The organism is Streptomyces sp. CS113, assembly GCF_002188365.1.
Classification (GTDB): domain Bacteria; phylum Actinomycetota; class Actinomycetes; order Streptomycetales; family Streptomycetaceae; genus Streptomyces; species Streptomyces tendae.
The window spans coordinates 2127598-2140965 of the sequence record NZ_KZ195574.1 but is presented as its reverse complement, the minus strand read 5'-3'; the positions used below and the strand labels follow the sequence as shown (position 1 = coordinate 2140965).

The window sequence follows — 13368 nt, the reverse complement described above, 5'->3', positions numbered from 1 at the left end:
GTCCCCGGCCCCGGCCGCCCGGTCCCCCGATCGTAGGAAAGCCGTCCGGGCAAAACGGTTCGCCGTCCGGCGCGGTCCTACGGTCCGCATATGGCAGCGTCACCTGCGTCCTCCGCGTCGTCCGGCTCGTCCGCGGCACCCGTGCCGTCCGGCTCGTCCGCGCCCGTCGGGCCGTTGCCCGACCGCCCCCGCGTCACCCAGCTGCGGCTGTCCGCCTTCGCCGGGCACCGGCGTGCCGTGCTGCGGCTCGGGCCGCTCACCGTGCTGGCCGGGCCCAGCGGCAGCGGCAAGACCAGCGCGCTCAGGGCCTACGACGCCCTGGCCCGGCTCGGCGGCGGCGCGCAACTCGGCGCGGTGTTCCCGGACCCGGCCGCCTGCGTGCCCGAACGGGCCCGGCCCGACGCGCAGCGGCGCCGGGGCTTCCGCATCGGCTGCACCGCCGACGGCGCGGCGGGACCGGTGCACCTGGACGTCGCCGTGCAGGCCGAGCCCGAACTGCGCATCGTCGGGGAGCGGCTGACGGTGGACGGCGTCGTGCTCCTCGAGACGGCCCTGCGCGACCCCGGCCGCCGTGCCGTGCAGGCGGCCTGGCACACGGCCGGGTCGGCACCCGTGACCCGCGCCCCGCTGCCGGACGACCGGCTCGGCACCCCGCTGCTGCCGCTGCGGGTGGCCGGCAAGACGGACGGGCAGCGCAGGGTGCTCGCGGCGGCCGAGCAGATGGTGGTCGCGCTGCGCTCCGCCTTCGCCTGCGATCCGCGCCCCGGCCGGATGCGGGAGCCCGTGCCCACCGGCTCCGGCCGCCTCCTCGGCGGCTGCGACAACCTCGCCGACGTGCTGTGGCGCACCCGCGCCGAGTGCGGGCGCAGGCACGCGCAGTTCGTCGCGGCGGTCCGGGCCGGATGCGCGGGCCCGGTCGAGGACGTCCTGGCCGAACCGGTCCTCGGCGGTGTGGTCCGCGCCCTCCTCGACCGGGGCGACGGCGTCCGCACCGGCCTCGCCCGCCTCGGCTACGGCGAGCTGCGCTACCTCGCCCTGGCACTCGTGCTGTTCACCGGGCCCGGCGTGCTGGCGGTCGACCCGGCCGGCGAGGTGCCCGCCGCCCTGCAAACGCTCACCGTCCTGGCCGACGGCTTCGACCGCGGCCTCGACGTGTGCCAGCGCGCCGAACTGATCCGGCTGGCGGTGCGGATGTGCGACCGGGGGCACATCCGCCTCGTCGCGGCGGTGGCCGACGCGTCGTGGGTGGCGGGGGCGGTCGGGCAGGCGGGGGCGGACGGGGCGGGCGGCGTCACGGTGGTACACCTGAAGCCGTGACCGATCATCCCCGTGACCTCGCGGCACTCCGGCGCAGGCTGGCCGAGTTCGCCGCCGCGCGCGACTGGCAGCCGTACCACACCCCCAAGAACCTGGCCGCCGCGCTGAGCGTGGAGGCCGCCGAACTCCTCGAGATCTTCCAGTGGTTGACGCCCGAGCAGTCGGCCCGCGTCATGACCGACCCGGACACCGCCCACCGGGTGCGGGACGAGGTCGCCGACGTGCTGGCGTACCTCCTCCAGTTCTGCGAGGTGCTCGGCGTCGACCCGCTGGCCGCGCTGGAGGCGAAGATCGAGCGCAACGAGACGCGGTTCCCCGTGGGCGAGGCGGGCGGACCGGAAGGCTGAGACCGCAGGAGCCAACCACTCCGTTATCACTCTCCGCAGTCATAATCCGGCCAGAAATCACCGTGGTGTCCGAAGATTTCCTCCTTCCTCTGGCTTTTCGCCCCACACACCTTCACTCTGGGTAGTGGACAACGGAGTTCGGGCGGACGCGCCGCGAGCGCGTCGGAACAGACGGGGGCAGCGCATGGACGCTGTGCGGCTCATCGTGACGAGTGGGCGTGCCCTGGCCGCCGGTGGCGAGGTGCCGGACGTCCTGACGGAGGTGTGGCAGGTACAGGCACTGGCCCAGGCGATCGGCAGCCGGCTGGCCGTGTACGGCCCACCCGAACTGCGCGGCGAGGCCATCGGGCTGACCGAGCTGGCGGGCCGCGGCTGCGGAGTGCTGCGGACGCCGGAGCTGGCCCCGGGCGAGCTGCGCGCCGCCCAGCTCACCGAACTGGGCGACGCCCGGCAGGCCCTGATGCGCCTGGGCACCCTGCTGGGCGAGACCGGCATCGCGCTCGTGGGCGTGGCCTGCGCCGCCGACGACGAGGCGACGTACTGGCAGTGCATGGAGGCCATCGACGCGGCGGACGAGTCCCGGGACCGGGTCCTGGAGATGCTGCGCAAACTGGCGGACCGCGACGCGCACTTACCGGAGCGGGAGGCGGGCTAGGCCGCCGCGTGCCGGCCCGGTGGGCGCGCGCCGCGACGGGAGCCTGAGCCGGTCACCCGCGCCGAGCAGGCAGGATGGGAGACATGGATCTCCGTATCTTCACCGAGCCCCAGCAGGGGGCCACCTACGACACCTTGCTCACCGTGGCCAAGGCCACCGAGGACCTCGGCTTCGACGCCTTCTTCCGCAGCGACCACTACCTCCGCATGGGCGCCTCGGACGGCCTTCCCGGCCCCACCGACGCCTGGATCACCCTGGCCGGCCTCGCCCGGGAGACGAAGCGCATCCGGCTGGGCACCCTCATGACCGCGGGCACCTTCCGGCTGCCCGGCGTCCTCGCCATCCAGGTCGCCCAGGTCGACCAGATGTCCGGCGGCCGCGTCGAGCTGGGCCTGGGCGCCGGCTGGTTCGAGGAGGAGCACAAGGCGTACGGCATCCCCTTCCCGAAGGAGAAGATCGGCCGCCTGGAGGAGCAGCTGGCCATCGTCACCGGCCTGTGGGCCACCGAGACCGGCAAGACCTTCGACTTCCACGGCCAGTTCTACGACCTCACCGACTCGCCCGCGCTGCCCAAGCCCGCGCAGGCCAAGGTGCCCGTGCTCATCGGCGGCCACGGCGCCACCCGCACCCCGCGGCTGGCCGGCCAGTACGCCGACGAGTTCAACATGCCGTTCGCCTCGATCGAGGACACCGAGCGCCAGTTCGGCCGGGTGCGGGCCGCCGCCGAGGCGGCCGGCCGCTCGGCCGACGCGCTCACCTACTCCAACGCCCTCGTCGCCTGCGTCGGCAAGGACGACGCCGAGGTCGCCCGGCGCGCCGCCGTCATCGGCCGCGAGGTCGACGAGCTGAAGGCCAACGGCCTCGCGGGCTCCCCGGCCGAGGTCGTCGAGAAGATCGGCCGCTACGCCGAGGCCGGCGCCCAGCGGATCTACCTCCAGATCCTCGACCTCGACGACCTGGACCACCTGGAGCTGATCTCCTCCCAGGTCCAGTCGCAACTGGCCTGAGACCGCCCGCCCGTCGCACCGCCGGATAACCGAAGGCGCCGGTCACCCGCCCTGTGCGATGGTGTGACCGTCGTCCTGCCGGAGCCCCCGGGGAACACCCCTGGGGGCTCTCGTGCGCACGGCGCCCACGCAGTCGTCCGTTGCACCGCCGACCCGGCCGGAGAGGCCCATGTTCCTGACCATCACCACCACCGGCACCCCCGAGCACCCCGCGACCGACCTCGGTTTCCTGCTGCACAAGCATCCGGACAAGGCGCAGGCGTTCTCCACCTCCTTCGGCACGGCCCACGTGCTCTACCCCGAGGCGGAGGACCAGCGCTGCACGGCGGCGCTGCTGCTGGAGGTCGACGCGGTGGCGCTGGTCAGGCGCGGCAAGGGCAAGGGCCGCGGCGGCGCCCCCGACGCGGCGCTCGCGCAGTACGTCAACGACCGTCCGTACGCCGCCTCGTCCCTCCTCGCCGTCGCGCTGAGCACCGTCTTCTCCAGCGCGATGCGCGGCGTGTGCAAGGCCCGCCCGGAGCGCGCCGCCCAGCCGCTGCCGCTGCGCGTCGAGGTGCCCGCGCTGCCCGCCCGCGGCGGCCCCGACCTGGTCCGGCGCCTGTTCGAGCCGCTCGGCTGGACGGCCGCCGTCGAGCCGGTCCCGCTGGACACCGAGTTCCCCGAGTGGGGCGACTCGCGCTACGTCCGGCTCGTCCTGGAGTCCGAGACCCTCACCCTCTCGGACGCCCTGCGCCACCTGTACGTCCTCCTCCCGGTGCTCGACGACGCCAAGCACTACTGGGTCTCCCCGGACGAGGTCGACAAGCTGATGCGGGCCGGTGAGGGCTGGCTGTCCGGCCACCCGGAGCAGAAGCTGATCACCAGCCGCTACCTGTCCCGCCGCTGGTCCCTGACCCGCGAGGCGATGCAGCGGCTGGAGCTGATCCGGCTGGCCGAGACCGACGACAGCGAGGTCGAGGAGATCGACAACGCGGTCGAGGCGGAGGCCGAGCAGGAGCCGAAGCCGACCCCGCTGGCCGTGCACCGCCGCGAGGCGATCCTCACCGCGCTGCGCGACCACGCCGCCGCCCGCGTCCTCGACCTCGGCTGCGGCGAGGGGCACCTGGTGCGCGAGCTGCTCAAGGAGCCCCGCTTCACCGAGATCGTCGGCGTGGACGTGTCGGTGCGCGCCCTCACCATCGCCTCCCGGCGGCTCGGGCTGGACCGCATGGGCGAGCGCCAGGCCGCCCGCGTCCGGCTCGTCCAGGGCTCCCTCGCCTACACCGACAAGCGCCTCAAGGGGTACGACGCCGCCGTGCTCAGCGAGGTGATCGAGCACCTCGACCTGCCGAGGCTGCCCGCCCTGGAGTACGCCGTCTTCGGCTCGGCCCGCCCCCGCACCGTCGTCGTCACCACCCCCAACGTCGAGTACAACGTGCGCTGGGAGACCCTCCCCGCCGGTCACGTCCGCCACCGCGACCACCGCTTCGAGTGGACCCGCGAGGAGTTCCGCACCTGGGCCCGGGCGGTCGCCGAACGGCACGGCTACGCCGTGGAGTTCCGCCCCGTCGGACCCGAGGACCCCGAGGTGGGCCCGCCCACCCAGCTGGCCCTGTTCACCCTCGGGGGCCCCACCGAGACCACCACCGCGACCGAGAAGGAGGCGAAGGCCGCATGAGCACCGCCGAGACCACCGGCAGCACCGGCGACACCACCGGCAGCAGCACCGGCAGCACCGCCGGCCCCACCGTGCGGGCCCGCGCCCTGCCCGTCACCGACCTCTCCCTCGTCGTGCTGATCGGCGCCTCGGGCTCCGGCAAGTCCACCTTCGCCCGGCGCCACTTCAAGCCGACCGAGGTCATCTCCTCCGACTTCTGCCGGGGCCTGGTCGCCGACGACGAGAACGACCAGAGCGCCAGCCGCGACGCCTTCGACGTCCTGCACTACATCGCCGGCAAGCGGCTCGCCGCGGGCCGCCGCACCGTCGTCGACGCGACCAACGTGCAGCAGGACGCCCGGCGTCAGCTGATCGAGCTGGCCAGGAAGCACGACGTGCTGCCCATCGCCATCGTCCTCGACGTGCCCGAGCAGGTCTGCGCCGAGCGCAACGCCACCCGCACCGACCGCGCCGACATGCCCCGCCGGGTCATCCAGCGCCACACCCGCGAACTCCGCCGCTCCCTGCGCCACCTGGAGCGCGAGGGCTTCCGCAAGGTGCACGTGCTGCGCGGAACAGCGGAGGCCGAGCACGCCACCGTCGTCACCGAGAAGCGCTTCAACGACCTCACCCACCTCACCGGCCCCTTCGACATCGTCGGCGACGTCCACGGCTGCGCCGCCGAGCTGGAGACCCTGCTCGGCACGCTGGGCTACACCGACGGCGTCCACCCCGAGGGCCGCACCGCCGTCTTCGTCGGCGACCTCGTCGACCGCGGCCCGGACAGCCCCGGCGTGCTGCGCCGCGTGATGTCCATGGTCAAGTCGGGCAACGCGCTGTGCGTGCCGGGCAACCACGAGAACAAGTACGGCCGCTTCCTCAAGGGCCGCAACGTCCAGCACACCCACGGACTCGCCGAGACCGTCGAGCAGATGGACGGCGAGAGCGAGGAGTTCCGCGCCGAGGTACGGGAGTTCATCGACGGCCTGGTCAGCCACTACGTCCTCGACGGCGGCCGGCTCGTGGTCTGCCACGCCGGTCTACCCGAGAAGTACCACGGCCGCACCTCCGGCCGGGTCCGCAGCCACGCCCTCTACGGCGACACCACCGGCGAGACCGACGAGTTCGGCCTGCCGGTGCGCTACCCGTGGGCCGAGGACTACCGGGGCCGCGCGGCCGTCGTCTACGGCCACACCCCTGTACCGGAGGCCACCTGGCTCAACAACACCATCTGCCTGGACACCGGCGCCGTCTTCGGCGGCAAGCTCACCGCGCTGCGCTGGCCGGAGCGCGAGCTGGTCGACGTACCCGCCGAGCGGGTCTGGTACGAGCCGGCCAGGCCGCTGCGCACCGAGGCGCCCGGCGGACACGACGGCCGCCCGCTGGACCTGGCCGACGTCCAGGGCCGCCGGACGGTGGAGACCCGGCACGCCGGGCGGATCACCGTGCGCGAGGAGAACGGCGCGGCGGCCCTGGAGGTCATGAGCCGCTTCGCCACCGACCCCCGCCTGCTGCCGTACCTCCCGCCGACCATGGCGCCGACCGCCACCTCCGGGGTGGACGGCTACCTGGAGCACCCGAAGGAGGCCTTCGCGCAGTACGCGGCCGACGGCGTCGCGCGGGTGGTGTGCGAGGAGAAGCACATGGGCTCGCGGGCGGTGGCCCTGGTCTGCCGCGACGCGGAGGCGGCCCGCGCCCGGTTCGGTGTGGACGGCCCCACCGGGTCCCTCTACACCCGTACCGGCCGCCCCTTCCTCGACGACGCCTCGGTCACCGAGGAGATCCTGGACCGGCTGCGCACCGCGGCCGGCGAGGCCGGCCTGTGGGAGGAACTGGCCACCGACTGGCTGCTCCTCGACGCCGAGCTGATGCCCTGGTCGCTCAAGGCATCGGGCCTGCTGCGCTCCCAGTACGCCGCCGTGGGCGCCGCCTCCGGCGCGGTGTTCCCGGGCGCGCTGGCCGCACTCGAGGGCGCCGCGGCGCGCGGCGTCGAGGTGCGGGACCTCCTCGACCGCCAGCGCGACCGGTCCGCCGACGCGGCCGCCTTCACCGACGCCTACCGCCGCTACTGCTGGCCCACCGACGGCCTGGACGGCGTCCGCCTGGCCCCGTTCCAGATCCTCGCCGTCCAGGGCCGCAGCCTGGCCGCGCTGCCGCACGACGAGCAGCTCGCCCTCCTCGACCGGCTCGTCGAGCACGACGGCAGCGGCCTGCTCCAGACCACCCGGCGGCTGTACGTCGACACCGGCGACCCCGAGTCGGTGGCGGCGGGCGTCGACTGGTGGCTGGAGATGACCGGCCGCGGCGGCGAGGGCATGGTCGTCAAGCCGATCGGCGCCCTCGTGCGCGACGACAAGGGCCGCCTGGTGCAGCCCGGCATCAAGTGCCGCGGCCGCGAGTACCTGCGCATCATCTACGGCCCCGAGTACACCCGCCCCGACCACCTCGCCCGGCTCAGGCACCGCTTCCTGAACCACAAGCGGTCCCTGGCGATCCGCGAGTACGCCCTCGGCCTGGAGGCCCTGGACCGCCTCGCGGACGGCGAGCCGCTGTGGCGCGTGCACGAGGCGGTGTTCGGGGTGCTGGCCCTGGAGTCGGAGCCGGTGGACCCGCGGCTGTGATCCGGTCCCCGGCGGTGGGGCGTGCGCCGTCCGCGGTCACCCGGCGTACGGCTTCACCGCCGTGGACCGGGCCGACTCCGGACGGCGCTCGCGCGTGGCGAAGCGCGCGTTGAGCAGCAGGAGGGGCTGGGTCAGCAGCGTCGTGGCGAGGGCCATGAAGACGAGGACCGTGTAGAGCGGGGCGCTCAGCAGGCCCGCGTCCAGGCCCGCGTTGAGGGCGATCAGCTCGGTCAGCCCCCGGGTGTTGAGCAGGATGCCGACCGTCCACGCGTCGTGCCGGTCGAGGCCGCCCAGACCGGCCGCCGCCGCGCCGCTGCCGATCTTCGTCACGACCGCGAGCAGCATCACCACCGCCAGGGCGGCCCAGCCCGTGCCCGTCATGCTGTTCAGCGCCACGGACTGGCCCGACAGCACGAAGAAGAACGGCAGCAGCAGCGAGGCCACGGACAGCAGCGGCCGCAGCAGGTCGGGGTCGAGGGTGCCGCCCTCCTCCCGCGGGACGACCACGCCGGCGAGCAGCGCACCGAAGATCACATGCAGCCCCAGCGCGTGCGTGACCCACGCCGAGCCGAGGGCGAAGCCGATGAGCAGCGCCATCCGGAGCGAGGGCTCCAGCCGGGTCCGCCACAGCAGCAGGCGCAGCAGCGGGCGGGCCGCGCACGCCATCAGGGCGAGGTAGCCGACCGTGAGCAGCACCCGCCACGGCCAGCCGAGCCCTCCTGCGGCGCCGTCCCCGCTCTCCGCATCCAGCAGCGCGCCCGCCAGCACCGTCCAGCAGATCGCGTCCAGGACCCCGGCGGCGGAGACGGCCACCACTCCGGGGACCGTGCGGGACAGCCCGTTCTCGCGCACGATGGCCGTCAGCACCGGTACCGCCGTCGTCGCCAGGGCGACCCCCGCGAAGACCACCATGCCGGGGGAGAGGTCCCTGGGCATGCCCAGGTCGTGCAAGGCGTCCGCGAACAGCAGGGCGCAGCCGCTGCCCACGGCCATCGGCACGGCGAACGACGCCAGCGCCACGTTCACCGAGCTGCGCGCCCGGACCCCGAGCACCTTCAGGTCCAGCTCGTAGCCCACCGCGAACAGGAACACCACCAGCGAGAACTGCGCGAGCCCGGTCAGCGCCGGACCGATCGCCGCCGGGAACAGGGCCGCGTACGCGTCCGGGGCCGTGCTGCCGAGCAGTGAGGGACCGAGGGCGATCCCCGTCGCCAACTGGCCCACGATGTACGGCTGCCCCAGTCGCCGGGCCAGCCACCCACCGGTGTGCGCGGCCACCAGGATGAGCGCCGAGGCGCCCACGAAGTGGGTGATCAGGGCATCGGGACTCAACGTGTCGGAACTCAACGGGCCTCCCCCTGACGTGCGGCCGGGCACTCCGGCCTTCGCCACGCCTTACGCGGCGGCGCCGGGGCGCCTCGCCGTCGCACAGGGGCACCCGGAGGGCGCACTGTGGGCACGGGCAGGCGAAAGCGGGGGGTGAACACCCGCTCGACTGGTCAAGATGGAGGCATGGGATTCCAAGTCGACTCCGAAGCCGGGCGGCTCACCCGCGTCATCCTGCACCGGCCGGATCTCGAGCTCAAAAGGCTCACCCCCAGCAACAAGGACGCCCTTCTCTTCGACGACGTGCTGTGGGCGCGCCGGGCGCGCGCCGAGCACGACGGGTTCGCCGACGTGCTCCGCGACCGCGGGGTGGCGGTGCACCTCTTCGGCGACCTGCTCACCGAGACCCTGGACGTCCCGGCCGCCCGGCGGCTCGTCCTGGACCGGGTCTTCGACGAGAAGGAGTACGGAGTGCTGGCCACGGACCACCTCCGGGCCGCCTTCGAGACCCTGCCCGCCCACGAGCTGGCCGAGTGGCTGGTCGGCGGCATGACCAAGCGGGAGTTCCTTCAGGCGCACCCGGAGCCGACCTCCGTGCGCTTCCACGTCATGGAGCTGGACGACTTCCTGCTCGGCCCGCTGCCCAACCACCTCTTCACCCGGGACACCTCGGCCTGGATCTACGACGGCGTCTCCATCAACGCCATGCGCTGGCCCGCCCGGCAGCGCGAGACGGTCCACTTCGAGGCGATCTACCGGCACCACCCGCTGTTCCGCGAGGAGACGTTCCACCTCTGGTCCCAGGGGCAGGCCGACTACCCCTCCACCATCGAGGGCGGCGACGTCCTGGTCATCGGCAACGGCGCCGTGCTCATCGGCATGAGCGAGCGCACCACGCCCCAGGCCGTCGAGATGCTCGCCCACAAGCTGTTCGCCGCCGGGTCCGCCCGGACCATCGTGGCCCTCGACATGCCCAAGCGGCGTGCCTTCATGCACCTGGACACGGTGATGACGATGGTCGACGGCGACACCTTCACCCAGTACGCCGGGCTCGGCATGCTCCGCTCCTACACCATCGAGCCGGGCGCCGGCGAGAAGGACCTGAAGGTCACCGACCACCCGCCGGAGCACATGCACCGCGCTATGGCCGCCGCCCTCGGCCTCGGCGAGATCCGGGTCCTCACCGCCACCCAGGACGTGCACGCGGCCGAGCGCGAGCAGTGGGACGACGGCTGCAACGTCCTGGCCGTCGAGCCGGGCGTCGTCGTCGCCTACGAGCGCAACGCCACCACCAACACCCACCTGCGCAAACAGGGCATCGAGGTGATCGAGATCCCCGGCAGCGAGCTGGGCCGGGGCAGGGGCGGGCCGCGCTGCATGAGCTGCCCGGTCGAACGCACGGCCGTATAAGAATTCCGGATCTCGTATATAGTTTCAGAAGTTCCCCGTTCCCGTCCCGTATCTCTGGAGCGCCCTCATGGCGACAGTCCCGACCGCCCTCACCGGCCGCCACTTCCTCAAGGAGCTCGATTTCACCGAGGAGGAGTTCCGCGGCCTGGTCGAGCTGGCCGCCGAGCTGAAGGCCGCCAAGCGGGCCGGGACCGAGACGCGGTACCTCGCCGGCAAGAACATCGCGCTGATCTTCGAGAAGACCTCGACGCGCACCCGCTGCGCGTTCGAGGTCGCCGCCGCCGACCAGGGCGCCGCCACCACCTACCTCGACCCGGCCGGCTCCCAGATCGGGCACAAGGAGTCCGTGAAGGACACCGCGCGGGTGCTGGGCCGGATGTTCGACGGCATCGAGTACCGCGGCGACAGCCAGACCAAGGTCGAGGAGCTGGCGGCCTTCGCCGGCGTCCCCGTCTACAACGGTCTGACCGACGACTGGCACCCCACCCAGATGCTCGCCGACGTGCTCACCATGACCGAGCACAGCGACCGCCCCCTGCGGGAGATCGGCTTCGCCTACCTCGGCGACGCCCGCTTCAACATGGGCAACTCCTACCTGGTCACCGGCGCCCTGCTCGGCATGGACGTGCGCATCGTCGCCCCGAAGGCGTACTGGCCCGCCCAGGAGGTCGTCGACCGGGCGCACCGCCTCGCCGAGGCCAGCGGGGCGCGCGTCACCCTCACCGAGGACGTGGCCGAGGGGGTGCGCGGCGCCGGGTTCGTCGTCACCGACGTCTGGGTCTCCATGGGCGAACCCAAGGAAGTCTGGGCCGAGCGGATCAAGGCGCTGGCCCCCTACGCCGTGACCATGGACGTGCTGCGCGCCACCGGCAACCCGGACGTCAAGTTCCTGCACTGCCTGCCCGCCTTCCACGACCTGGGCACCAAGGTCGGCCAGGAGATCTTCGAGGCCCACGGGCTCGACTCCCTGGAGGTCACCGACGAGGTCTTCGAGTCGGAGCACTCGGTCGTCTTCGACGAGGCGGAGAACCGCCTGCACACCATCAAGGCCGTCCTCGTCGCCACGCTGGCCTGAGCAGGCCCGTTATCCTGACCGGCGGCTCCGGACCCACCCCTCCCGGCGCCGCCCGCGCGACCACCCCCGCGCCCCGCACCACCAGAAACGAGCACCACCCGCAATGCCCGCTTCCCGCGTCAAGTCCCCCCACCTCCTGGTCGCCGAATCCGGCGCCGACCGCGAAGGCCACGGCCTGAAGCGCACGATGGGGCTGTTCCAGCTCGTCTGCTTCGGCGTCGGCGCGATCGTCGGCACCGGCATCTTCGTCGGCCTGTCCGACTCGGTCGCCGAGGCCGGTCCGGCCGTCGTCGTCTCCTTCGTCCTCGCCGCGATCACCTGCGTGTTCACCGCGTTCGCCTTCGCCGAGCTGGGCGGCGCGATCCCGGTCTCCGGCTCCTCGTACTCCTTCGCCTACGCCGGGCTCGGCGAGCGGACCGCCTTCCTCGTCGGCTGGTGCCTGCTCCTGGAGTACGGCGTGTCCGTCTCGGCGGTCGCGGTCGGCTGGAGCCAGTACGTCAACGAACTGCTCGACAGCGTCCTCGGCGTCCAGCTCCCGCACGCCCTCTCCGCCGGCCCCGGCGACGGCGGCGCCGTCAACCTGCCCGCGGTGATCGTCATCGCCCTGGCCTGCGTGCTGCTGGTGCGCGGGGTGCGAGAGAGCGCCCGAGCCACGGCCGCCATGGCCGTCCTCAAGCTGGCCGTCCTGCTCGCCTTCTGCGCCATCGGCTTCACCGCCTTCCGGGACGGCAACCTCACCCCCTTCTCCCCGGCCGGCCTCGGCGGCATCGGCGCCGGCACCACGGCCGCCTTCTTCTCCTACATCGGCTTCGACGCCATCACCACGGCCGGCGAGGAGGCCAAGAACCCGCGCCGCGACATCCCGGTCGCGATCCTGGTCTGCATCGGCCTGGTCACCCTGCTGTACTGCGCGGTCGCCGTCGCCGCGATCGGCGCCGTCGGCGGCGACCAGGTCGGCGGCCGGCCCGCCGCGCTCTCCTACGTCGTCGACGAGGTCACCGGCTCCGCGATCGGCGGCGGCGTGGTCGCCTTCGGCGCGGTCGTCGCCATCGCCTCGGTGGTGCTCGCCGTGATGTACGGCCAGACCCGCATCCTGATGTCGATGTCCCGGGACGGACTGATCCCCCGGGTCTTCGAGAAGGTCTCCCCGCGCACCGCGACCCCGGTCGCCGGCACCCTGATCGTCGGCGCGGTCTTCGCCCTTCCGGCCGCCTTCGCCCCGCTCGACGCGGTGGTCAACCTGTGCACCATCGGCACCCTCGCCACGATGGCCGCCGTCAACGTCTCGGTGATGACCCTGCGGCGCCGCGAACCGGACCTCGCCCGCACCTTCCGCGTCCCGCTCTATCCGGCGACCCCGCTGCTCGGCATCGGCTTCTGCCTGTACCTGATGTACGAGACGGGCGGGGCCACCTGGCTCCAGTTCGCGGTGTTCCTCGCGGTGGGCCTGCTGGTCTACACCGCCTACGGGCGCCGGCACTCGCGCCTGGCCCAGGCCGCCGTCAATGCGGGCGACGCTGAGCGGGTACCGCAGGAAGCCTGAACCAGACGGCCTTGCCCGACCTGGTGGGCCGGTGGCCGCAGGACGAGCTGAGGGCGCGGATCAGGAGCAGCCCGCGCCCGTCCTCGCGCCACGGATCGGGCGGCTCCACGTCCGGCCGGGTGAGATCGGCCGGCGGCGACGGGTCCGGATCGTGCACCTCCACCTGGCAGCCGGTCGGCATCAGCTCCACCACCAGCTCGATGGCGGTCGGGCCGGCCGGGGTGTGCTCCACCGCGTTGGCGACCAGCTCCGCCGTGAGCAGCTCCGCGGTGTCCCCGTCGGCCGTGTGCTCCAGCTCGGCCAGGGCACTGCGCACCAGGGCACGCGCCACCGGCACGGCCGCGGCGGAGTGCGGCAGCGCGATGCGCCAGGAGGCGGGTGCGGGGGAGTGTTCGTGCACGGCGGGTCCGTTTCGTGGAGCAGGGGTGTCC

The 13368-nt window shown here is 73.3% G+C and carries 11 protein-coding genes; 9 read left to right on the top strand and 2 right to left on the bottom strand.

The window, feature by feature from the left end; genetic code table 11:
- Positions 1 to 90: 90 nt before the first annotated feature.
- The 6 genes from B9W62_RS09195 (at position 91) to B9W62_RS09170 (ending at position 7583) form a co-directional block, all read left to right on the top strand.
- The gene (locus B9W62_RS09195) at positions 91 to 1317 is read left to right on the top strand and encodes an AAA family ATPase (RefSeq protein ID WP_087806712.1); all 1227 of its coding nucleotides are present in this window, start codon (positions 91 to 93) and stop codon (positions 1315 to 1317) included.
- Positions 1314 to 1664, top strand: a complete 351-nt coding sequence (locus B9W62_RS09190) for a nucleotide pyrophosphohydrolase (RefSeq protein WP_087806711.1) — start codon at positions 1314 to 1316, stop codon at positions 1662 to 1664. The genes B9W62_RS09195 and B9W62_RS09190 overlap by 4 nt, the downstream gene beginning before the upstream one ends.
- A 184-nt stretch (positions 1665 to 1848) precedes the next feature.
- Positions 1849 to 2319: a DUF6099 family protein gene (locus B9W62_RS09185; protein ID WP_087806710.1), complete on the top strand. Its 471-nt coding sequence runs from the start codon at positions 1849 to 1851 to the stop codon at positions 2317 to 2319.
- Between the two features lie 83 nt (positions 2320 to 2402).
- Positions 2403 to 3326 (top strand): LLM class F420-dependent oxidoreductase, encoded by a 924-nt coding sequence (locus B9W62_RS09180; protein ID WP_087806709.1) that lies wholly within the window; start codon positions 2403 to 2405, stop codon positions 3324 to 3326.
- A gap of 169 nt (positions 3327 to 3495) precedes the next feature.
- The gene (locus tag B9W62_RS09175) at positions 3496 to 4983 is read left to right on the top strand and encodes a 3' terminal RNA ribose 2'-O-methyltransferase Hen1 (protein ID WP_087806708.1); all 1488 of its coding nucleotides are present in this window, start codon (positions 3496 to 3498) and stop codon (positions 4981 to 4983) included.
- On the top strand, positions 4980 to 7583 hold the full coding sequence (locus B9W62_RS09170; RefSeq protein WP_256976251.1) for a polynucleotide kinase-phosphatase: 2604 nt from the start codon (positions 4980 to 4982) through the stop codon (positions 7581 to 7583). Before B9W62_RS09175 ends, B9W62_RS09170 begins: the two co-directional genes overlap by 4 nt.
- Before the next feature lie 36 nt (positions 7584 to 7619).
- Here the strand turns inward: B9W62_RS09170 and B9W62_RS09165 are convergent, their stop codons facing one another.
- Positions 7620 to 8915: a cation:proton antiporter gene (locus B9W62_RS09165; protein WP_087811829.1), complete on the bottom strand. Its 1296-nt coding sequence runs from the start codon at positions 8913 to 8915 to the stop codon at positions 7620 to 7622.
- Between the two features lie 180 nt (positions 8916 to 9095).
- Here B9W62_RS09165 and B9W62_RS09160 point away from each other — a divergent pair, with 180 nt between their 5' ends.
- The 3 genes from B9W62_RS09160 to B9W62_RS09150 all read left to right on the top strand — a co-directional run bounded on the left by B9W62_RS09160 (position 9096) and on the right by B9W62_RS09150 (position 12937).
- Positions 9096 to 10319, top strand: a complete 1224-nt coding sequence (locus tag B9W62_RS09160) for an arginine deiminase (RefSeq protein ID WP_087806707.1) — start codon at positions 9096 to 9098, stop codon at positions 10317 to 10319.
- 67 nt (positions 10320 to 10386) lie between these two features.
- Positions 10387 to 11394, top strand: a complete 1008-nt coding sequence (argF, locus tag B9W62_RS09155) for an ornithine carbamoyltransferase (RefSeq protein WP_087806706.1) — start codon at positions 10387 to 10389, stop codon at positions 11392 to 11394.
- Positions 11395 to 11497: 103 nt separating this feature from the next.
- Positions 11498 to 12937 (top strand): amino acid permease, encoded by a 1440-nt coding sequence (locus B9W62_RS09150; protein ID WP_087806705.1) that lies wholly within the window; start codon positions 11498 to 11500, stop codon positions 12935 to 12937.
- Here the strand turns inward: B9W62_RS09150 and B9W62_RS09145 are convergent.
- Complete coding sequence (locus B9W62_RS09145) at positions 12897 to 13337, bottom strand: ATP-binding protein (protein ID WP_256976248.1); 441 nt, start codon at positions 13335 to 13337, stop codon at positions 12897 to 12899. The two genes, B9W62_RS09150 and B9W62_RS09145, sit on opposite strands and share 41 nt — an antisense overlap.
- Positions 13338 to 13368: the final 31 nt, after the last annotated feature.

Coding starts and splice junctions, on each gene's coding strand:
- B9W62_RS09195 (WP_087806712.1), top strand. CDS start 91: ATGGCAGCGTCACCTGCGTCCTCCGCGTCGTCCGGCTCGTCCGCGGCA.
- B9W62_RS09185 (WP_087806710.1), top strand. CDS start 1,849: ATGGACGCTGTGCGGCTCATCGTGACGAGTGGGCGTGCCCTGGCCGCC.
- B9W62_RS09180 (WP_087806709.1), top strand. CDS start 2,403: ATGGATCTCCGTATCTTCACCGAGCCCCAGCAGGGGGCCACCTACGAC.
- B9W62_RS09175 (WP_087806708.1), top strand. CDS start 3,496: ATGTTCCTGACCATCACCACCACCGGCACCCCCGAGCACCCCGCGACC.
- B9W62_RS09170 (WP_256976251.1), top strand. CDS start 4,980: ATGAGCACCGCCGAGACCACCGGCAGCACCGGCGACACCACCGGCAGC.
- B9W62_RS09160 (WP_087806707.1), top strand. CDS start 9,096: ATGGGATTCCAAGTCGACTCCGAAGCCGGGCGGCTCACCCGCGTCATC.
- argF (WP_087806706.1), top strand. CDS start 10,387: ATGGCGACAGTCCCGACCGCCCTCACCGGCCGCCACTTCCTCAAGGAG.
- B9W62_RS09150 (WP_087806705.1), top strand. CDS start 11,498: ATGCCCGCTTCCCGCGTCAAGTCCCCCCACCTCCTGGTCGCCGAATCC.